This is a genomic window from Phormidium sp. CCY1219, from assembly GCF_055795085.1.
Window position 1 is genome coordinate 25,037 of the sequence record NZ_JAYFEQ010000530.1, and the last position, 18,635, is coordinate 43,671.

Consider the following 18,635-nt stretch of genomic DNA (forward strand, 5'->3'; position numbering starts at 1 on the left):
TAGCCTGATTCTCTATTTTCCCCGCTTATGCTAGACGGATTACTCGAACCCCTGCAATATAGTTTCATGCAGCGATCGCTAATTGTCGCCATTCTGGTGGGTTTAATTTGTGCGGTGGTTGGCAGCTATCTGATGGTGCAGCGATTGGCATTATTAGCCGATGCGATTAGCCACTCGGTACTACCCGGATTGGCGATCGCGTTTATGGTGGGTGCTAATATCTTTGTCGGTGCCTTTATCGCCGGGGTACTCAGTACCGGCATTATTGCCTGGATTCGGCGGCGATCGCCTATCAAAGAAGATGCCGCAATGGGCATAGTCTTATCCGCATTTTTTGCCCTCGGCATCACCCTGATTACCCTCATCCAAAAAGATAATAAAATCGACCTCAATCACTTTTTATTCGGCAACATTCTCGGCGTGACGGCGGGGGAAGTGCGCGAAACTGCCATCATTGCTGTAGTGATTTTGCTGGTGGTGATTCTGTTGTACAAAGAACTGTTATTTTACAGTTTTGATGCCTTGGGTGCGGAAGCGGCAGGTTTACCGGTTAATTTGCTCAATTTTGGCTTAATGGTTTTGATTGCCATGACGGTGGTTGCTAGTATGAAAGCCGTGGGAGTGGTGCTGGTGTTATCCTTAATTATTACTCCCGCCGCCACCGCTTATTTGTTGGTGCCGCGCTTGCATCAAGTGATGGTTGTGGGTGCAGGGGTAGGGATGCTTTCGAGCATTAGCGGCATGTATCTGAGCTACTATCAAAACATTCCCTCCGGTCCGGCGATCGTCCTCGTGGCATCCAGTTTTTTCCTGCTGGCACTGTTATTTAGTCCCAGTCAAGGAATTTTGACTCATCCCCAGGCGAATACCGGCGAGTCGGCGTTGTGGCGCGAAATCAAAGGGTTATTTCAGCATCAGCGTTAGTCTTAAAATTTTATAAGGTTTTCCCGGCGGTACCCAGTGCCGCTGTTTTTTTGCTATCATACCTGAAAGTTTATTCATGTATTGTAATATATCGGTAAAAAAATGAGCGATCGCAGTTCTGCCAAATCTGGCTGTTGTAGTTGCAGTGGGGAGACAGACAATCAAACGGCTAACCCGAATCAAACCCAAGAAAAAGAAGAAGACTTGCAAGGAAAAGCACTTTCCATCGGAGTGGTGGTGGGTTTATTCCTGTTGGGGTTAATCTGGAGAGAAACGTTACAGGAGACTCCGTATCATATTGGCGAATATCTGGTTTTTATTCCCGCTTATCTTATTAGCGGATGGAACGTTTTGTGCAATGCGGGGCGCAATATTCGGCGCGGGCGAATTTTTGATGAAAATTTCTTGATGACGGTGGCAACTTTAGGCGCGATCGCCATCCATGAATTACCCGAAGCGGTGGGCGTCATGTTATTCTATCAAGTGGGAGAATTTTTCCAAGAAAAAGCCGTCAGTCGCTCTCGTCGGTCGATTAAATCCTTGCTAGAAGTTCGTCCCGATCGCGCCACCCTTCAGAAGAACGGACAACTGCAAGAAGTCTCCCCAGAACAAGTGGATATCGGCGACATTATTCTCGTCAAACCTGGGGAAAAAATCCCCTTAGATGGCAAAGTTCTCGAGGGCATCTCTCAAGTGGAAACTTCCGCCTTAACCGGGGAATCGGTGCCCCGGAAAGTGCGCGAAGGCGAAATGGTTTTAGCCGGCATGGTCAATCAATCCAACACCCTGCGGATTCGCGTTACCAAACCCTTCGCCGAATCTTCCATTTCCCTGATGTTAGAATTAGTGGAAAATGCCAGAAGTAAAAAGGCGAAAACCGAAAAATTTATCACCCGATTTGCCCGCTACTATACCCCCGTGGTAGTGGCGATTTCTCTGCTCACCGCACTGTTACCGCCGCTTTTCATTCCCGGCGCAACTTCCCAGGAATGGATTTACCGGGCATTAGTGATTTTAGTGATTTCTTGTCCCTGCGGATTGGTGATTAGTATTCCCTTGGGATATTTTGGCGGAGTTGGCGCGGCGGCGAAACGGGGAATTTTAGTGAAAGGCTCGACATTTTTAGATAGTTTAACCCAAATCGGTACGGTGGTCTTTGACAAAACCGGCACCCTGACGAAAGGGGTATTTCAAGTTCAGGAAATCGTGCCGAAAAATGATTGGAACGCGGAAGAATTGCTCGAAATTGCTGCTAACGCAGAGTTACATTCCAATCATCCAGTAGCGAAATCCATCCGCGATGCTTATGGCAAAACTCTCGATCCGGATCGGGCAAGCAAGTCGGAAGAAATTGCCGGCGAGGGGATTCGGGCGTTGGTTGGCGATCGCACCATTCTCGTCGGCAATTCGCGGTTGATGGCGCGAGAAAAAATTGCCTGCTCCTCGCCAGAGAGTTTGGGAACCGTGGTGCATGTGGCGGTGGACAATTCCTATGCGGGATATCTGGTGATTGCGGATGAAATTAAAGAAGATGCGGCGGCGTCGATTGAATGGCTCAAACGTCAAGGGGTCGATCGCGTGATGATGCTCACCGGGGACAATCGTACCGTGGCGGAGAAAGTGGCATCGCAATTGCAGTTAGATTCCTATTATGCCGAATTATTGCCCGAAGGAAAAGTAAAGGCGATCGAAAAGCTATTATCCACCAGGGATACAAACCGCAAACTGGCGTTTGTCGGCGATGGAATTAATGATGCAGCGGCGATCGCGAGAGCGGATATCGGCATCGCAATGGGCGCGTTAGGTTCCGATGCGGCAATTGACACCGCAGATGTGGTGATGATGACTGATGCACCATCAAAAGTACCAGAAGCTATGCAAATCGGCAGAAAAACGCGCCAAATTGTCTGGCAAAATATCGCCTTTGCCCTGACAATTAAAGCAGGGTTTATCGCCTTGGGCGCGGTGGGTTTAGCCTCCATGTGGGCGGCGGTTTTTGCTGATGTGGGGGTGGCACTGTTGGCAATCCTCAATGCCATGCGATTGTTGAAATTGAAGTAAGGAAAAATCATAAAAAGCGGGCAATTAAAATCGCGCCGAGGCAAAGGCATTCGTCCGCCTAGGCAGAGGATGAAAATGCTTTTACCGAGGCTTTGCTTCCCCATCAAAACTAAGCAAAATTATTCAAAACTGTTGGTTTTCAATTCGCTGCAAAAGGCGGTTGATTTCATCTACAGCGGGGCGGTTATTGAGCTGTAGGTACAAGGTTCGGGCTTTTTTCAAAGGCGCGATCGCTTCGGAAAGTTTCCCTTGGTTTAACAAGGCTAAAGCAAAATTATAATGGCAATCCGGAATATTGGGATTGAGAAAAATTGCCTCTTGAAACGCATCTGCCGCTTCGGGAAATCGACCCAAGGAACCGAAAGCGCTGCCGAGATTGTTATGGGTTTCCCAATTGCGCGGATTGATTTCAATCGCGCTTTCAAAGGCATCAACTGCTGCGGAAAAGTCGCCGAGGGAGGCGTAAGCAATGCCGAGGTTATTGTAGGCATTTTCATAGTCGGGATAGAGTTCGATCGCTCGCTGAAATGCGGCGATCGCTTCGATAAATCTTCCCTGACTCGCCCAATCTACCCCGAGGTTATTGTAAACTTCTGCCTCTTGCAGATCTGTGGGACTCGGTGATGGGTTTCTCTGTTGCACCAAGGGTGGCGTTTCCCGGGAGAGGGTCGGCTGACTAACTAAGGTGAGACAGCACGCCGAGACGCCAATCGCGAGGGATTGTCGCATCGGCAAAATAAACGAGTCGATTGATATCACTTAAGTATGCTTCTCCGACGCAACTGCTGGAACTTGTGTGAGTTGCCAAACCAGAGGGCGATCCGGAACAAGCTTTTCGCGATCTCAACTTCCACGGCGATCGCGCTTCATTACTGATGCCAATGGCGCTACTATAACAAAAGTTAACATTTTACTCAGCGTTTAGACAAGTCACCGTTATGGCAGTTCAAGTTGGAGACAAAGCGCCGGACTTTTCCTTACCCGCCCACACCGGCGAAACCGTCAGTTTCAGCGATTTTATCGGCAAAAAAAGCGTCGTCTTGTACTTCTATCCGAAAGACGACACCCCCGGATGCACGAAAGAATCTTGCGCCTTCCGCGATCGCTACGAACAGTTTCAGCAAGCCGGCGCGGAGGTCCTCGGCGTCAGCAGCGACTCGGTGGAATCTCACCAAAACTTTAGCGCCAAGTACAATTTGCCCTTTACTTTATTGAGCGATCGCGGGCAAAAACTTCGCAAACTCTATGGGGTTCCTTCCACCCTGGCGATCCTTCCCGGGCGGGTCACTTATGTGATAGACAAACAGGGGATCGTCCGCCACATCTTTAATTCGATGATGAATTTTAACGCTCACGTGGAAGAATCCCTCAAAACCTTGGGCGAAATTGAAAGCGCAACGGTTTAAACCGCAAACCTTTGCTTGGTTTATCGCGCGGGATGCGACAATCGTCGTATCCCTCTGTTTTTGCCCGCCACTTCCACTCAGTTATCCCCTGTCTCCATCCGGCGATCGCGTGGGTTCTGGTTTTTGGCTAAAATTTCCCCTATTATACCAAATTTTTCCGAAATTGCAAGCATTTAAAATCAAGTCAAATCAACCCCACCAATGCTTTGGCAACTCTCCCCTCTTGCTATCCGAGTTTGCTCGCCGATTCTTTATCTAAAAATAAAATTGCCTGGGATTGCGATCGCAAAATACTCGTCGGCATCTCTGGGGCGATGCTTCCCCTTAACATCTGCTTCACGGCGGTTGCTTTTCGCAATTCCGGCGCGAGACAAATGATTTTTTTTGCCGCACAAATCGTCGGAATTGTCAGGGTAAACGCATATTTGGGCACGGATTCCGCCTCGGGGAAATGCCCTTGATTGACCAGTTGTTGGTGCGTGGCTCTATCTAATTTAACCAGCTTAATCGCTTCGCGATCGGCAAAATTGGCCACCGAAGGTTCGTTAAACGCTAAATGACCGTTTTCTCCGATTCCCAAACAGCACAAATCGATGGGTTTTTCTAACAACAATTGCCCATAGCGATCGCATTCCGCAAAAGGTTCTATTGCATCCCCTTCGATGTAGTGAAATGCTGCCGGCTTCACCCGCTTTTCCACGCGATCGCGCAGGTAGCGCCGGAAACTCGCGGGATGATTTCCATCAATTCCCAGATATTCATCCAAATGAAAAAATGTAATGCACGACCAATCTATTTCCCGAGATGTGAACGCCTCTAAAAACGGGATTTGCGAATTTCCCGTGGCTAAAATAACCCGCGCTTCCCCCTGCTGAACCAGGATTTCTTGCAAATAATCCCCTGCCATTTTCCCGGCGTCACGTGCCAATTCGGCTGATTTTTCATAAAGCCGCACGGTGAGGTTATCTACAGAAAAAATTTGCCGGGGTTGAGAACCTGGAGAGGAATTGGATGGAGAGGACATAATTGTAGTATATTGCCTTGAAATTTACGCTTCATTGACTGCTTTTATTATAGCTAACTGTTAGGTGAATGATGCAGAGACCCAAAATGCGAGGGTCTCTACAACAGTTCCGATTTAAGCCCGTACAATCGCTTTCAGACCTCGAACCAACCGATTAATCCCTTCGGCGGCAGTTTCTTTTTCCAGCGCCCCATAAGCCACGCGCAAATAACAGCCGTTTTCGAGGCCAAATGTAGTGCCGGGAATTGCGGCCACTTTATACTCTTTAATCAATCGTTCCACCACTTCCATTGGCGGTAACGCTGTCTGGGTTTTTAAGAAGCAATAAAAAGCCCCGTTGGCTTCGGGAATGGTGCAGAAATCCGTTAATTCCGAGAGGGCGTCTAGAACGATTTCTCGCACCTCGGAAATGGCTTTAATTTTTTCCTCACAATACGCGCGACCCAGTTTTAAAGCCCCTAACGCCGCCCACTGAGAAATTACCGCCGGACAAATCAAAATCGTATCTTGAATTTTTTTCACCGGGACTAGCAAATGAGAGGGAATGACCATGTAGCCAATCCGCCAAGAGGCAAATCCATAGGCTTTAGACAGGCTAAACAGAGAAATGGTGCGATCGCGACTCGAGGCGATCGACCCGGGGGAAAAATGTTGGGCGTCGCCATAGGTAAAATATTCATATGCCTCGTCATGGATATGATAAATGTCATGGTTTTGGCACAGTTCGTTTACCTGGCGCAATGTGGATTCCGGGTAAACAACCCCAGTGGGATTATTGGGCGAAATTGTCACCACCGCTTTGGTTTTTTCGGTCATCGCATCGGCGATCGCTTGGGGACGAAGCTGGTAATTTTCATCGGTACCTACTAACACCGCTTTACAACTGGCAATCGCGATCGCCATTTCGTGGTTGAAATAATAAGGGGTTTGGATAATAATTTCATCCCCTGGGGAAGTAATCGCCAAAATGGCATTCATAAACGCCATATTTCCCCCAGCAGTCACCACAATGCAGTTGTCTTCATCGATGGGAATCTGATTTTCCGCTTCCAGTTTTGCCGCGATCGCCTCTCGTAACGGCGCAATTCCTTCCACCGCTTTATACTTGTGCTGGTTCGGATCGGCCAAAAATTGCGGAATCATATCGAATGCTTCTCGCGGGGGCGGATAATACACCACCCCTTGTCCGAGAGAGATAGTTCCGGGAGAATTGCGAATCAATTCCCCCACCACCGGAATAATCGGCGACTGGACCGCCTGCATTCGCGAAAAAGGGGTTTCCATTTCTCGTTTCCTCAGTACACTGCATTCAATTTATCAAATAACAGCAAGTGAAGGAAACGAGATTGCCCGACTATGCGGGAACTGTGAGGGGACTTCCGTTATCTTTCGGTTTTAATTGAAGCAAAAACGGCACGGCTTTTTCCGCCCATTGTTGCGGAGAAATGTAGGTTTCAGCTTCTTTTCCCAAGCAAGTGTCGAGCATTTCGGTATGAATGATACCCGGATTTAGCGGAATCGCTGCCATCCCGGGGGGCAATTCTTGGGCCAGCGATCGCGTTAGTCCTTCGATCGCCCATTTGGAGGTACAATACGGCCCCACTTGCGGCGAAGTGGACCGTCCCCAACCGGAACTGAAATTGACAATAATCCCACTTTGGCGCGCGATCGCAGCGGGAACAAAGTGGCGAATTACGTTCATCACCCCTTTAATATTTACATCGATTAATTGAGAAAATTCTGCAGCGCTAATTTCCCACAGCGGGGCCGGTTCGTTGATTAATGCCGCATTATTAATCAGCAAATCCGGCGGCGAATGCTGCGCTAAAACGCTTTCCGCCCAGGTTTTCACCTGCGCGTCATCGGCAATATCCACCGTGGCAAAAGAATGAGGATTCCCGAATTCCTGGGAAAGGCGTTCTATCGCTTCCGGCGATCGGGCGCAACCACAGACGGTATGCCCCAATTCGATAAATTTCTCGGTCATTACTCGACCCAACCCGCGACTCACGCCAGCGATAACAATTAACTTTTTCATGGCATTTATCTGATGCTGATTATCCCTGCATTGGTTTCTAGTTTAACCGATAACAAGCACCATCCGCAATTCCCAGCGTCTCCCCCTACAGCGCCACTTTTTCTGGGGAATGCAAATGCACAGGAATGCCCACGCCAGAGACAGTTAGAGTAACATTAAATCTTGAATGAGGATTTTGAATCCAATCCCAATCAGGATGATTCCGCCGATTAATTCCACTTGGCTTTCAAATACACAGCCAAATTTATTGCCAATAAAAACTCCAGAAAAGGAAAGCACAAATGTGACGATGCCAATCGCTACCACTAACCCGGCGATCGCACTGTTGAGCAGGGAAAAGCTCAATCCCACTGCCAAGGCATCAATACTCGTCGCGATCGCTAATCCCAATAACACATACAAATTTCTCGGATTCTCTCCTTTTGCTTCGCATCCGACTTCCCGAGATTCCACAATCATTTGCCATCCGATCCACCCCAGCAGCGCAAAGGCAATCCAGTGGTCTACACTGGCAATAAACCCTCTTAACCCCAGTCCGGCTACCCAACCGATTAAGGGCATCAAAAACTGAAATCCCCCAAAAAATGTCGCCACCAGCAGCGCATCTTCTATTCTTGCTTTTTTCAAGGTGATGCCACTGCTAATAGACACCGCAAAGGCATCCATTGCCAATCCGAAAGATGTCAGCAGAATCGTTAGTACACTCACCGGCCTTGCCTGCAATTACATAGTTTATCTTTGCAAAGATAACAGAAAAAATATTTGTTTGCAACATTTTTTAAATATGAATCAAATATGAACAAAATATCAGAAATACTGCTATCGGAATCGTCGGTTTTGCGGCTATTTTTCATTTTTAAATCATTTTTCAAACTGTCACCCAGCCTGCTAGAGGGACAAGGGATGATATAAACCGCAAGCATGGAAAACCTGCGATCGCGTTCAATTCACCTCTACCTCAAAATCTCCTACAATCAAAGGGTTGGGTTAAAAAAACGGAATATGTCTCCTCGCACGAAACCTTATCAGCCATTGCTGCTGCGCCTACTGCACGGTCTCAATGCCTTCTTGGCGATCGGTGCCCTGATTACGGGATTTTTGGTTTATGACAGTTGGGACCGCCAATTTGGCGGACTTGCTCTTTCCCAAGCCAATCGCAGCTTAATCGACATTCACGGCACCTTTGGTTTTTTTGCATTTTTTATCTTTTTGGCCTTTGCTTTTTATAGTATCCGAATCGGCAAAAAACGCTTGATTCAGCCGGATTCTTGGGAAAAATTACGCTTAGTGGGAAAACCGATTTGGTGGTACAGTCTGCATCGCTTGACCAATACGGCGATGTTATTTGCGGCGGGTTTAGCGGTGATTTCTGGTAAATTTCAGGATGAAAATTGGCTTCCCCAAGGAGAAAGCGATCGCCTCTGGTACTTCCTCCATCTCATCGCTTGGGTCATCCTGTTGGTGGCGATCGCCATCCATCTCTTAATGAGTGCAAAAGTAGGAGGCGTCCCGCTTTTTATTTCCATGATAGACAGGCAATATCGTCCGGACGAGCATCCTCGCTTATGGCCGCATAAAATTCGCCAGTGGTTGCGCCGCCCGAGGTTTTAATCGGGCAAATTCATCGAGCAGTTGTCGGAAAAAGCCAGGAAACCGACAACTGCCCAAAAAACCACCCTTTGCTCCTACGCTTGCATCTGAATATTGCCCATCATTCCCAAATCTTCATGGTCGAGAATGTGACAGTGATAAACCGTTTTTCCGGGAAAATCCCGGAAGGGAACGCGGATGCGAACCACTTCGCCGCGCCGCACTAATACCGTATCTTTCCACGCGCGATAGGGTTCCGGTTGCTGGTTTCGGCTGATAGTTTGAAAGTGATTTGTATGCAAGTGAAAGGGGTGATCCATCGTGCCAGTGCTGGTCAGTTCCCAGTCTTCAATGCGGTTAAGTTGCACTTGGGTATCGATGCGATCGCCCTTGAATGCTTTGCCATTAATTAAGAAAATCATCCCCCTTCCCGGGGCCATACCGTGATTCAGGGTAAAGCGCTTCACGCCATTCGGTTCCGGTAAGGTTTCTACCGGGATTAATTGCTTCGGTAAAGGCACTTCAGGTTGCGCGCGATCGCCATAGCGCAGGGTAGCTAATGTGCGAGTCTCCCCATTATTCCCCTGCCCGGAACCGCGCCTCATGTTCCCGCGACCCATCATTCCGCCTCCCATCATGCCACCCGGTCCCATTCTGCCACCCGGCCCCATTCGACCGCCACCCATCATTCCCATTCCGCCACGGTTGTAGGGCAGGTCTAACAAGCGATATTCTCCCGGCGGGCGATCGCCTTTCACCAGCACTTCCACTCGCTCTCCCGGGGTGAGTAGCACTTCGTTTGTTTCCACCGGTTCGGCGATCGCACCTCCATCGGTAGCTATGATATAAAACGGATGCTCTTCCAGGGACAACCGATAAAACCGAGAGGTGGATGCGTTAAGCAAACGCAAGCGCAGCAGTCCTTTTTCCGGTATCGAAAATCTCGGGCGCACTTCACCGTTTACCGTCACCAAATTTCCCTCGCGCCCGTGCATTTTTTCCATTGGATTGGGCGGCAAAAGTTGCCCATTTTGCCCGATCGAAAAATCTTTTAAAACCACAAATTCTTCCCGCGCCGCTTTAATTTCCGCAATCTCATCCAGTTCCCCGCGCACGATAAATAAACCCGCCAAACCGCCAAACACTTGATCCGCTACAAACCCATGTTTGTGGGGATGATACCAAAACGTCCCCGGCGGATGATTCTTTGGTAGGGTAAATTCATAGGTCAAACGTTCCCCGGGCGGTACGCTTAAAAACACGTTGTCCGCATTTCCCGTAGGCGGTACGTGCAATCCGTGATAGTGCAAATTGCTCGGATTTTGTAAATTATTCAAAAAGCGAATTCGCACCGTATCTCCCCCCCGCGCTTCCAATCGCGGCCCGGGGATTTGTCCGTTGAAAGTCAGCAAATTCGCTTGCGTACCCCCCAAGGATACCTGACTCTGGCGCGCATCCAGGGAAAGCTCTAAAAGACTGCCATTACTGGCATAGCTTTCCGATAGGGTTGGCTGGGCTTTTATCTGATTGGATGCGGCACATCGGCTCATCAATATCGCCGCCGCACTAGCACTACTAAGAGTGAAAAATTGTCTGCGTTTCATGGCACTTTTCTCTTAACTTCTATAATGCGATCGCTTCCACTTTCATTCGAGCTGACATCCGCTATAATAGAGTCCAATCGTTGTTGTAATCAGGTCTAAACCACCAAAACAATCGATTGAGTAACTAACAGAGGTAAATCGTGTTTATCAATTATATCACCTTAATGCTAATTAATTTAGTGGCAGGGCACGCTCTCCTGGCATATTACGTTTATCGCGGACTCAATGATTCCTATCAAAAACGCTGGATTCCTGGATTTGGGATGACTGGTGCGATCGCCCTTGCAACTGGCTTTCACATGATTTTAACTTGGCCGGTTCCGGGCAGTTTTAACATTGCTTTTGGGGAAATGTCGGTGCTGTTTGGCATCGTTTTTGTCGGTGCCGCCATTGCCCTCGCCGCCGGTTGGGAAATGATTACCGTCACGATTTACGCCTTTTTTGCCGGTGCCGCTGCCATGTTGATTGGCTTGCGAATCATTAATTTAAGTTTGACCCGCCAACCGTTCCTCTCTGGCCTGGGTTTTATTATATCCGGATTGGGGGGCGTGCTGTCAACCCCAGCACTTTATCTGCGAACCAACAAAACCTTCCGCATTGTCGGCGCGATCGCCATCGCCATCGCCGCCCTAATTTGGGCATTTACGGGCTATAAAGCCTACTGGGGTCACATGCTAGAATACCAAAATTGGACACCTCCAACTCTGAAATAAACCTCCTGAATTATTGCTAACTTTATCGGCGTCTTCCAATTGCAAGGCGCTGTTTTTTCGGGGGTTCTCAGTCATCCTTCAAATGCGCGATCGCCCCTTTTCCCCCACAACTTAGCGTTACAGGTAAAAATGAAATCGGGATGAAATTGCCCGCCCTGATGGATCGAGTATCAAAATTAGGAGAAATGCCAGATGAGAGAGTCCTCGGAAGCGCAGCAGCACTGTTCCCATTAATCTCGGAAAATGGTCGCTGAGTTTTATGTGTCGATCGCCTGTTTTGCCCCGCGCGATAAGGGGAACCCCCCCGATTTTACCGCTTTCCGAGATACTGCTTTTTACCACCCCGATGGCTTAATTTGCCTTACGTTTACCACCGAGGGCAATCCCCGTTACCGCCGCCTCGACCGCGACCTCGGTGAGGCGTACCGCGATGGTGAATTTCGGTCTGTTCCGTCACGCTTTCTCTGTGGTGGAAATTGTTGGCGGAATGAGCGATCGCCGGCAGTGCTGCTATGGTACTGACCCCAGCGATCGCGCCGCATACTGCTATCCAACTTACTATTTTTTTGCTCATTTGAACCTCCTGTCACCATACTTTTTGGTGCTTGTCTTTATTTTAACACCTAGAAGCCAAAAAATCGGCGCACTTGCTATTTGACGAGCGTTTTTTTTGTAAAATGTTGTAAAACATCCCCGCTTTTGCGACCACGATTTAGTGTTGGTGCAGTTAATCGATCGCCGGAAGATACAGGGTAAAAACACTGCCCTTGCCCAATTCGCTTTGCACCTGAATGGTACCATTGTGGCTTGCCGCGATCGCCCGAGCAATTGCCAATCCCAAACCCGACCCCCCACTGTGGCGAGAGCGATCGCTATTTACCCGATAAAATCTATCGAAAATACGCGGCAAATCTGCGGCAGCAATGCCAATTCCCGTATCTGCCACCTGAATAACTGCCTGGGTATTTTCTCGCTTTAAAATGACCATCACCTTTCCTCTTCTTTCCGTGTATTGAATCGCGTTACTCACTAAATTAAACACCAATCTATAAAGCTGTTCTTCACTCCCTTTGACCTGCAATAAATTTTTGACGCGAATCTCAGTGGTGAGGGTAACATCTGCGGCGATCCCCAGGGCGGCTACCTCCTCTTCCACATCGCTAATAATATCATTCAAACAGCAGGTTTCTCGGGTAACGGGCAACACCTGTCTGTCCATGCGCGAGAGCCACAAAAGGTCTTTTACCAATTGAGATAAGCGATGATTTTGACGGTCTACAATTTTCAACGTTTCCAGCGCTTCTGTTTTGCTTAATTCCTTCATTCGCAAGGTCGATTCCACCGTTGCCCGAATTGCTGCTAACGGCGTTCGCAATTCATGGGCAGCATCTGCGGTAAATTGTTGAATTTGCTGATAGGATTGAAAAATTGGCTGCATTGCCAACCCCGCCAACCCCCAACTCGCAATTGCCACAAACAACAAAGCCATCGGCAATCCCACAATCATAATCAGTTTAACCAACGCCAAATAATCCTGAAAGTCGCGCAGACTTCGACCCACTTGCAAATACCCCCACTTTTGCCGATCGCGGGTATGCAATAACAACGAAATTTGGCGATAACGAGTGCCAGACGGATCGATTAATGTTTGCCACCGTTCTGTCAGCGGTGCAGGGGGCAATTCCGAAGGCATTCTTCCCGCCACGGCGATCGCATTCCCCGACAAATCGATAAATCGCACGTAATAACTGCCTTGATGAATTGCCCCGATCGCCTGCGGATTTTCCGGTTCTAAATCCCTCAATTCCTCACAGGGAATTTCTTCTTTTGCACCCACCCAACACAAGTCCGGTAATAGGCGTTTTAAATCCGGTTCCAGGCGAGGAGATTGCTTTAGAAACGGCGTCAGACTATCGTGCAGCGTGCCCGCCACCGAAGACACTTCGCGATCGAGGGTCATCCAATGGGCGTGAGCGATCGCCTCGTAAACCCCCAATCCACAGATGCTCAGAATCACGCCCATCACGCCAGCATACCAACCAGCGAGTCGGAAGCGAGTTTGTTGAAATAGTCGATCCTGGTTCATGGTTCCTCGTTTGGTATTCGCGATCGCCCCCCTTTCTTTACCCTACCCGATTAACTCTCAATCCTATCGATGGCGGGAAAGCTGACGTCAAGGCAACGGCGTTTAAACCCATCATAATCCCATACCGATTCCGAGCAAGCAATGGAAAAAAGCCATAATTTCTTAGCCTATCACCCAAAAATGAAATGAGGATGAAATGACGCGATATCCGGGAAAATTCACCCGCATTCCTCCCTTAGATAGACGCGCCTGTTCCTCCAACTTCCTAAACTCATTACAGTAATCAATCGATGGAGGACAACTTCATGGCTCATTTACCCGATCCAATCCCCTCGCCGAATCGTAAGAAATCTGAGCGCGATCGCCGCCTCAGCGGTGCTAATTCTCCTTTGCCCGCTGACTAAATCCAACCAATGGCAACCGCAATCGGCATTTTTTGCTAACTTCTGACCTTTAACCACAGTAGGTATTCTATATGAACGACGCGAATTTTTTGCAAATGTATAGCGAAGCAGTCCTTACTTCCCTAAGCTTTTTTTGGAAAGCCCTCTGGGCGTTTGTACTGGGATATGTTATCAGTAGCGCCATTCAAGTCTTTGTGACTCGCAAACGAATGCAGCAGACAATGGGCAAAGCCGGTGGGGGAAGCGTTGCCCTCGGCACATTTTTCGGCTTTATTTCTAGTTCCTGTAGCTTCGCCGCCCTCGCCGGCACCAAATCTCTCTTTAAAAAAGGTGCGGGATTTGTCCCTTCCTTAGCCTTCTTATTAGCCTCGACAAACCTAGTTGTCGAACTGGGCTTTCTGATTGCTATCTTTCTCGGTTGGCAGTTTGTGGTGGGCGAATATCTGGGCGGAATTTTGCTCATCCTGTTTATGTGGCTGTTCGTTCGCTTCACCCGCCCGAAAACCTTAATCGAAAAAGCCCGCAGGCGACTGCGAAATCGCGAAGGAGAAGACGAATCCGGGGATGAGGAAAATGTGCCAAACTGGAAAGAAAAAATCAAAAGTATTGATGGATGGCGACAAGTTGCCCGCAAATACTTTATGGAATGGAAGATGGTTTGGAAAGATGTCACCTTTGGTTTTACCGTCGCCGGTGTCATCGCCGTATTTGTGCCGCGCTCCTTTTTTCAAACCCTCTTTATCGGGTCTGGCGAAGGAAGCAACCCCAGCTTTTTAGCAATTTTAGAAAATACGATTGTCGGTCCTCTTGCCGCATTTTTTACCTTTATCGGTTCGATGGGTAATATTCCTTTGGCGGCGGTTTTGTTTAGCAATGGCGTCAGCTTTGCGGGAATTATGGCCTTTATTTTTAGCGATTTGGTGGTGTTTCCCGTCATTCGCATTAATGCCAAATATTATGGCTGGAAAATGGCATTTTACATTCTCGGCGTATTTTTGGCATCGTTAGTCTGTTCCGCGATCGCGTTGCACTATGGCTTTTCCCTGTTGGGAGTATTGCCCCAAACCGGCACCGGCGGATCTACAGAAACCCAGCGCTTTGCGATCGACTATACCTTCTTTTTGAATCTCGCCTTTGCGATCGTAACCGGAATCCTCGCTTGGCTGCGTTTTGCTGGCGACAAAAAGCAGGGGGGAATGCATCACGGTGGTGGTGGCAAAAGCGGAATTATCGAGCGCGTGGTTTTTTGGCTGGCGATCGCCTCTTATATCTGGTTGGCTGGCGGTTTGATTGTCACCTTCTTCGTCTAGATCCGATCCATCTTGGTGAGGATTTCCTCACCCCCCTCCCCCAGCAGATTCGTTAGAATGTTTACAAAAGTTAACGAAAGCTAATTTTACATCTTCTATGATACCGAATCTGCTACAAGCCACCCAGAAATACTGGCGCAAACTCGATGAACTCGAAGCCGCCTATCGCCGAGGAGAAGTTTCCCTCCAAGAAGTAGACGATCGCGTGGAATATCTGATGGGGGAATTAGGGCGAGAACGTCGCGCCGCCTTCAACGCTCTGTTTCAAAACTGGAGCAATCTGTGGAGCGATCGCAGAGAAACCATTCTCGGCATTGCCTTTCTCCTCCTCTTAACCTATGCCTGGATTTTAGCCCAGTAGCACTGTTTTTCTCACAAATGCTGTCAGTTCAATTTATTAATAAAAATCACCATGAGTCCATCAAAAAATCTTCAAGCCGCACCCGCAAATACCCTTCCCCTGGATGCCCAAATGCCGGAAAATACCGAAACCGCTACCTTTTGTATGGGATGTTTTTGGTCGCCCGATGCTCGGTTTGGTTGCCTTCCCGGTGTAGTTCGCACCCGCGTGGGTTACACGGGGGGAACGAAGCTCAATCCCACCTATTACAGCCTCGGCGACCATATCGAAACCGTACAGGTCGATTACGACCCGAATCAACTTTCTTACGCGGAATTGCTCGATATCTTTTGGCTCAACCACGACCCTACTCGTCCCAGCGTGAAGCGACAGTATATGTCCGCCGCTTTCTATCATTCTGACGAACAAAAACAACTGCTGGAAGAGACCAAAAAGCGCGAATCCGAGAAACAAAACAGCGAAATTTATACGGAAATTGCTCCCATCCAGCAGTTTTACCTCGCCGAAGATTACCATCAAAAATATCGCTTGCGCGGCGATCGCGATTTGATGCAAGAGTTCGAGGGCGTTTATACAGATGCCCAGTTTATTAACTCCACAGTCGCCGCTCGAACGAACGGCTATCTCAGTGGGTATGGCCAGTTGTCTTCTTTGCAAAAGGAAATTAAAGAATTTGGTTTTTCTGATACAGCTCGCCAGAAGTTGCAGAAAATTGTGGCCTCGCGAGGGTAAACAATCCCGCTTCTTAAATCTCGGCCATTCAATAAGTAAAACCACTTATGGCTTGTCGGCATCATTAAAATCTGCCCCTAGCTGCGCTGGGGGTTTTTTCCGCAGTGGGTCAACTGCGTTGCCGGTTCTCAATCCTCAGCTCAACAAAACTTAGCAAATTAAATCGATTTGAGTACCGCAATCGGTGGCATTTGGTGTACACTATTGTGGGATTTGTTTTTGCCCGCCGCTACAGTCTGCGATACCGGCTCAATTGCAAGCCGCTCCCAAACCCCAGTGTTTCTGCCCTTCGGCAGTTTCATTCACCCTGCGCCTCGGATATGAAAAGGCATCAAATCCCCCCAAAATCCGCCCCGAACCCGGAGTAAGTATTTCCTCGGGTATTTAGAAAAAGTTATAGGAACTAAAAGTAATTTGAATGAGAGATGTTCTCCATTTTCCTCTCTTTGCCTTCATACTAAGTTGGAGAGAAAAACAAGTTGATAATCCTGTAAGAAAGAAAGGGGGAAAGCTATGCTAACCAATTGGGTAGATTTTACTTTATTGACCTTGTTAAACGCGGCGGTCTGCTTGTTTTTGCCGCGCATCCTCACCATGAACTGGGCGGCACTGTTGAGCAAGCTTAAACCACAACAGCGTTGCGAGCGGGAAATGGTATCCGAACGAGTGTCTCCTCGTTCTTTCCTGTCTGCGTTGGAGAATTCACCCCTGCAAAAATAAACTTGGCAACGCGATGACGGGTGGCGATGATTTGTTTTTGCACTCCATCGCGCTACCCTAACCTCGAACTTAAATGCGATCGGACGATCGCAAACACAGGGGAGTGAAAAAATAGCGGGCGATCGCGGTGTTATTTCAAACACTCCCTTACGGCACATCAATCATTAAAAATTCCAGATTAAGCCCCAACAACGAACAATTAAGAGTAAGTATTTCTGCTCGTTTCCATTTTTCAATTTTTCCCGTTCGCCCCGCCCTCAGAAGTCCCGTGGCGGAAGGGATAATCGGGAGGCGATCGCCGCAATTGACAAAACGCCCCTCGGATATCCTTTGCCAAACATAATCCCAATGGAGGATGAAACTTTTTCGCCATCGCTCTTATCCTATGGGACATAATGAGCAAGAAAAACGGCGATCGAGAACCCCTTCGGAAGTTCATCACCCCAGCGCAATTCGGACTTTTGGCCTTTGTCATTCTGTTTTGGGTGATTACCATTTATTATGCTGTAGAAGCATTACTCCAGGAGAATGTTTATTGCATCCAGCAGACCGAAACCGGACAAAATATTGGCTATGGAGAGGAGTGCAAGGAATCGGAGTAATGCGGTTTTTTCATCTCACTTTACCGCCTATCGGTTTTCCAAACGAACGATGCACATATCACTTCTTCCCATCCAGGTGGGTGGAATTCCCGCCTTTAGAAACCGATCGCCTCGGTGAGAAAATCGCGGGCAGCGATCGCCACAGCAATGGGTAGATTGCCTATCCTTCTCACGTTCGCGCTTACCCGCCCTGGGCGCGGCTTCCAGATGGAGAACCGTCCACTCTTTTAGCCCATTGCGCCATGCGATCGCCCAGTCACATCGCCCCGTTTCAACCAGATAACATACTGACACTTTCCCCTCGCTTTGAGCCATTTAAAAAGTTTAGGGTGGAATCGTAGAGTTCAGCATCAAAAGTATGTTTGGTCTTTTCAAATGGCCCGATTCTTCCCGTACCCCAGCCAACGATTATCCCGACTCCAACCTGAAATATAAAATCGGGCGACCCGGGGAAATTGCGGTGGTGGATGAAATGATTCAAGGACCGTATAAACCGGGGAGAGTGCATTTTCGCGATAGCTATTGGCCCGCGAGTTGTCATCAAGAAATCGTCTTAGGTCCGGGGGATTTAGTTCGGGTGGTGGGGATTGAAGGGATTACATTATTAGTCCAACCCCTCGGCGTGTTCGAACCGCCCCATCGCCAGACCTTATAAATAGGCGATCGCTTCGGGGTGCTTCCTCCCCACCCGAACCGCGCCCCCTTCTCAGAAAAGGCGATCGGGTGGACAGATGGTAAAGAATACTCAAATGCTGCCAATTCAGGGCTTCTACCTTTCATAAGTCCTGCTTATGACACAGTTAAGCAAAACTATTCCTCAACCCCTTTACAAACCTTCACAATTTCGTTAATATAGGAAACATCATAACCTTGAAAACCAAATAGCAATCATAAGAACTATGACGACCACCTTACAGCAGCGCGAAAGCGCCAATCTGTGGGACCGGTTCTGCGAGTGGGTCGCTAGCACCGAAAACCGCCTCTACATCGGCTGGTTCGGCGTGCTGATGATTCCAACTCTGCTCACCGCCACCGTCTGCTACATCATCGCGTTCGTCGC

Annotated in this window: 21 protein-coding genes and 1 pseudogene; 12 read left to right on the forward strand and 10 right to left on the reverse strand. The window is 48.5% G+C overall.

Annotated elements, in window-relative coordinates; all coding sequences use genetic code 11:
* The first annotated feature begins 27 nt into the window (after positions 1 to 27).
* Together AC0QH1_RS14350 and AC0QH1_RS14355 are read left to right on the forward strand one after the other, a co-directional pair.
* Entirely contained in the window at positions 28 to 924 is an 897-nt protein-coding gene (locus AC0QH1_RS14350) for a metal ABC transporter permease (protein ID WP_324631851.1), read from the forward strand.
* 102 nt (positions 925 to 1,026) lie between these two features.
* Positions 1,027 to 2,985, forward strand: a complete 1,959-nt coding sequence (locus tag AC0QH1_RS14355; protein WP_324631852.1) for a heavy metal translocating P-type ATPase — start codon at positions 1,027 to 1,029, stop codon at positions 2,983 to 2,985.
* A gap of 123 nt (positions 2,986 to 3,108) precedes the next feature.
* Here the strand turns inward: AC0QH1_RS14355 and AC0QH1_RS14360 are convergent, their stop codons facing one another.
* Positions 3,109 to 3,744 (reverse strand): tetratricopeptide repeat protein, encoded by a 636-nt coding sequence (locus AC0QH1_RS14360; protein WP_324631854.1) that lies wholly within the window; start codon positions 3,742 to 3,744, stop codon positions 3,109 to 3,111.
* A 179-nt stretch (positions 3,745 to 3,923) separates the two neighbouring features.
* On the opposite strand from AC0QH1_RS14360, the gene AC0QH1_RS14365 reads away from it, so the two are divergent.
* Positions 3,924 to 4,391 carry a peroxiredoxin gene (locus AC0QH1_RS14365; RefSeq protein WP_324631855.1) on the forward strand — a complete coding sequence of 156 codons (468 nt, stop codon included), beginning with the start codon at positions 3,924 to 3,926 and terminating at the stop codon, positions 4,389 to 4,391.
* Positions 4,392 to 4,617: 226 nt separating this feature from the next.
* On the opposite strand, the gene AC0QH1_RS14370 is transcribed toward AC0QH1_RS14365, so the two are convergent.
* From AC0QH1_RS14370 to AC0QH1_RS14385, 4 genes are all read right to left on the reverse strand, one after another.
* Positions 4,618 to 5,415 carry a glucosamine-6-phosphate deaminase gene (locus AC0QH1_RS14370; protein WP_324631856.1) on the reverse strand — a complete coding sequence of 266 codons (798 nt, stop codon included), beginning with the start codon at positions 5,413 to 5,415 and terminating at the stop codon, positions 4,618 to 4,620.
* A gap of 114 nt (positions 5,416 to 5,529) precedes the next feature.
* On the reverse strand, positions 5,530 to 6,699 hold the full coding sequence (locus AC0QH1_RS14375; RefSeq protein ID WP_324631857.1) for a pyridoxal phosphate-dependent aminotransferase: 1,170 nt from the start codon (positions 6,697 to 6,699) through the stop codon (positions 5,530 to 5,532).
* A 70-nt stretch (positions 6,700 to 6,769) separates the two neighbouring features.
* Positions 6,770 to 7,453 (reverse strand): SDR family oxidoreductase, encoded by a 684-nt coding sequence (locus AC0QH1_RS14380; RefSeq protein WP_324631858.1) that lies wholly within the window; start codon positions 7,451 to 7,453, stop codon positions 6,770 to 6,772.
* A gap of 144 nt (positions 7,454 to 7,597) precedes the next feature.
* The gene (locus tag AC0QH1_RS14385; protein ID WP_324631859.1) at positions 7,598 to 8,161 is read right to left on the reverse strand and encodes a manganese efflux pump MntP; all 564 of its coding nucleotides are present in this window, start codon (positions 8,159 to 8,161) and stop codon (positions 7,598 to 7,600) included.
* A gap of 294 nt (positions 8,162 to 8,455) precedes the next feature.
* Here AC0QH1_RS14385 and AC0QH1_RS14390 point away from each other — a divergent pair, with 294 nt between their 5' ends.
* Positions 8,456 to 9,064: a cytochrome b/b6 domain-containing protein gene (locus tag AC0QH1_RS14390; protein ID WP_324631860.1), complete on the forward strand. Its 609-nt coding sequence runs from the start codon at positions 8,456 to 8,458 to the stop codon at positions 9,062 to 9,064.
* A gap of 74 nt (positions 9,065 to 9,138) precedes the next feature.
* Here AC0QH1_RS14390 and AC0QH1_RS14395 read toward each other — a convergent pair whose 3' ends face one another.
* The gene (locus AC0QH1_RS14395; protein WP_324631861.1) at positions 9,139 to 10,647 is read right to left on the reverse strand and encodes a multicopper oxidase family protein; all 1,509 of its coding nucleotides are present in this window, start codon (positions 10,645 to 10,647) and stop codon (positions 9,139 to 9,141) included.
* A 140-nt stretch (positions 10,648 to 10,787) separates the two neighbouring features.
* Here AC0QH1_RS14395 and AC0QH1_RS14400 point away from each other — a divergent pair, with 140 nt between their 5' ends.
* A complete protein-coding gene (locus AC0QH1_RS14400) occupies positions 10,788 to 11,360 on the forward strand; it encodes a DUF981 family protein (protein ID WP_324631862.1) in 573 nt (190 codons plus the stop codon).
* A 367-nt stretch (positions 11,361 to 11,727) separates the two neighbouring features.
* Here AC0QH1_RS14400 and AC0QH1_RS14405 read toward each other — a convergent pair whose 3' ends face one another.
* On the reverse strand, positions 11,728 to 11,934 hold the full coding sequence (locus AC0QH1_RS14405; RefSeq protein WP_324631863.1) for a hypothetical protein: 207 nt from the start codon (positions 11,932 to 11,934) through the stop codon (positions 11,728 to 11,730).
* A gap of 153 nt (positions 11,935 to 12,087) precedes the next feature.
* Positions 12,088 to 13,446 carry a two-component system sensor histidine kinase RppB gene (rppB, locus tag AC0QH1_RS14410; RefSeq protein ID WP_324631864.1) on the reverse strand — a complete coding sequence of 453 codons (1,359 nt, stop codon included), beginning with the start codon at positions 13,444 to 13,446 and terminating at the stop codon, positions 12,088 to 12,090.
* Between the two features lie 475 nt (positions 13,447 to 13,921).
* Here rppB and AC0QH1_RS14415 point away from each other — a divergent pair, with 475 nt between their 5' ends.
* The 4 genes from AC0QH1_RS14415 to AC0QH1_RS14430 all read left to right on the forward strand — a co-directional run bounded on the left by AC0QH1_RS14415 (position 13,922) and on the right by AC0QH1_RS14430 (position 16,973).
* Positions 13,922 to 15,160, forward strand: coding sequence for a permease (locus AC0QH1_RS14415; RefSeq protein WP_324631865.1), 1,239 nt, complete (start codon positions 13,922 to 13,924; stop codon positions 15,158 to 15,160).
* 97 nt (positions 15,161 to 15,257) lie between these two features.
* Entirely contained in the window at positions 15,258 to 15,521 is a 264-nt protein-coding gene (locus tag AC0QH1_RS14420; protein WP_324631866.1) for a hypothetical protein, read from the forward strand.
* A 51-nt stretch (positions 15,522 to 15,572) separates the two neighbouring features.
* A complete protein-coding gene (msrA, locus tag AC0QH1_RS14425; protein WP_324631868.1) occupies positions 15,573 to 16,253 on the forward strand; it encodes a peptide-methionine (S)-S-oxide reductase MsrA in 681 nt (226 codons plus the stop codon).
* A 513-nt stretch (positions 16,254 to 16,766) separates the two neighbouring features.
* On the forward strand, positions 16,767 to 16,973 hold the full coding sequence (locus AC0QH1_RS14430; RefSeq protein WP_324631869.1) for a hypothetical protein: 207 nt from the start codon (positions 16,767 to 16,769) through the stop codon (positions 16,971 to 16,973).
* Positions 16,974 to 17,205: 232 nt separating this feature from the next.
* Here AC0QH1_RS14430 and AC0QH1_RS14435 read toward each other — a convergent pair whose 3' ends face one another.
* The gene (locus tag AC0QH1_RS14435; RefSeq protein ID WP_324631870.1) at positions 17,206 to 17,346 is read right to left on the reverse strand and encodes a hypothetical protein; all 141 of its coding nucleotides are present in this window, start codon (positions 17,344 to 17,346) and stop codon (positions 17,206 to 17,208) included.
* Positions 17,347 to 17,368: 22 nt separating this feature from the next.
* Between AC0QH1_RS14435 and AC0QH1_RS14440 the strand changes: the two genes are divergently transcribed.
* Positions 17,369 to 17,575 carry a hypothetical protein gene (locus AC0QH1_RS14440; RefSeq protein ID WP_324631871.1) on the forward strand — a complete coding sequence of 69 codons (207 nt, stop codon included), beginning with the start codon at positions 17,369 to 17,371 and terminating at the stop codon, positions 17,573 to 17,575.
* A 27-nt stretch (positions 17,576 to 17,602) separates the two neighbouring features.
* Here the strand turns inward: AC0QH1_RS14440 and AC0QH1_RS14445 are convergent, their stop codons facing one another.
* Positions 17,603 to 17,890: a hypothetical protein gene (locus AC0QH1_RS14445; protein ID WP_324631872.1), complete on the reverse strand. Its 288-nt coding sequence runs from the start codon at positions 17,888 to 17,890 to the stop codon at positions 17,603 to 17,605.
* Between the two features lie 43 nt (positions 17,891 to 17,933).
* On the opposite strand from AC0QH1_RS14445, the gene AC0QH1_RS14450 reads away from it, so the two are divergent.
* The gene (locus tag AC0QH1_RS14450) at positions 17,934 to 18,230 is read left to right on the forward strand and encodes an NfeD family protein (RefSeq protein ID WP_324631874.1); all 297 of its coding nucleotides are present in this window, start codon (positions 17,934 to 17,936) and stop codon (positions 18,228 to 18,230) included.
* A 244-nt stretch (positions 18,231 to 18,474) separates the two neighbouring features.
* Positions 18,475 to 18,635, forward strand: a pseudogene (locus AC0QH1_RS14455) (photosystem II q(b) protein); the annotation flags it as partial.

Bases quoted from the DNA above. Each gene is read 5' to 3' on its own strand.
- AC0QH1_RS14350 (WP_324631851.1), top strand. From the start codon at position 28: ATGCTAGACGGATTACTCGAACCCCTGCAATATAGTTTCATGCAGCGA.
- AC0QH1_RS14355 (WP_324631852.1), top strand. From the start codon at position 1,027: ATGAGCGATCGCAGTTCTGCCAAATCTGGCTGTTGTAGTTGCAGTGGG.
- AC0QH1_RS14365 (WP_324631855.1), top strand. From the start codon at position 3,924: ATGGCAGTTCAAGTTGGAGACAAAGCGCCGGACTTTTCCTTACCCGCC.
- AC0QH1_RS14370 (WP_324631856.1), bottom strand. From the start codon at position 5,415: ATGTCCTCTCCATCCAATTCCTCTCCAGGTTCTCAACCCCGGCAAATT.
- AC0QH1_RS14375 (WP_324631857.1), bottom strand. From the start codon at position 6,699: ATGGAAACCCCTTTTTCGCGAATGCAGGCGGTCCAGTCGCCGATTATT.
- AC0QH1_RS14380 (WP_324631858.1), bottom strand. From the start codon at position 7,453: ATGAAAAAGTTAATTGTTATCGCTGGCGTGAGTCGCGGGTTGGGTCGA.
- AC0QH1_RS14390 (WP_324631860.1), top strand. From the start codon at position 8,456: ATGTCTCCTCGCACGAAACCTTATCAGCCATTGCTGCTGCGCCTACTG.
- AC0QH1_RS14395 (WP_324631861.1), bottom strand. From the start codon at position 10,647: ATGAAACGCAGACAATTTTTCACTCTTAGTAGTGCTAGTGCGGCGGCG.
- AC0QH1_RS14405 (WP_324631863.1), bottom strand. From the start codon at position 11,934: ATGAGCAAAAAAATAGTAAGTTGGATAGCAGTATGCGGCGCGATCGCT.
- rppB (WP_324631864.1), bottom strand. From the start codon at position 13,446: ATGAACCAGGATCGACTATTTCAACAAACTCGCTTCCGACTCGCTGGT.
- AC0QH1_RS14415 (WP_324631865.1), top strand. From the start codon at position 13,922: ATGAACGACGCGAATTTTTTGCAAATGTATAGCGAAGCAGTCCTTACT.
- AC0QH1_RS14420 (WP_324631866.1), top strand. From the start codon at position 15,258: ATGATACCGAATCTGCTACAAGCCACCCAGAAATACTGGCGCAAACTC.
- msrA (WP_324631868.1), top strand. From the start codon at position 15,573: ATGAGTCCATCAAAAAATCTTCAAGCCGCACCCGCAAATACCCTTCCC.
- AC0QH1_RS14430 (WP_324631869.1), top strand. From the start codon at position 16,767: ATGCTAACCAATTGGGTAGATTTTACTTTATTGACCTTGTTAAACGCG.
- AC0QH1_RS14435 (WP_324631870.1), bottom strand. From the start codon at position 17,346: ATGGCGAAAAAGTTTCATCCTCCATTGGGATTATGTTTGGCAAAGGAT.
- AC0QH1_RS14440 (WP_324631871.1), top strand. From the start codon at position 17,369: ATGAGCAAGAAAAACGGCGATCGAGAACCCCTTCGGAAGTTCATCACC.
- AC0QH1_RS14445 (WP_324631872.1), bottom strand. From the start codon at position 17,890: ATGGCTCAAAGCGAGGGGAAAGTGTCAGTATGTTATCTGGTTGAAACG.
- AC0QH1_RS14450 (WP_324631874.1), top strand. From the start codon at position 17,934: ATGTTTGGTCTTTTCAAATGGCCCGATTCTTCCCGTACCCCAGCCAAC.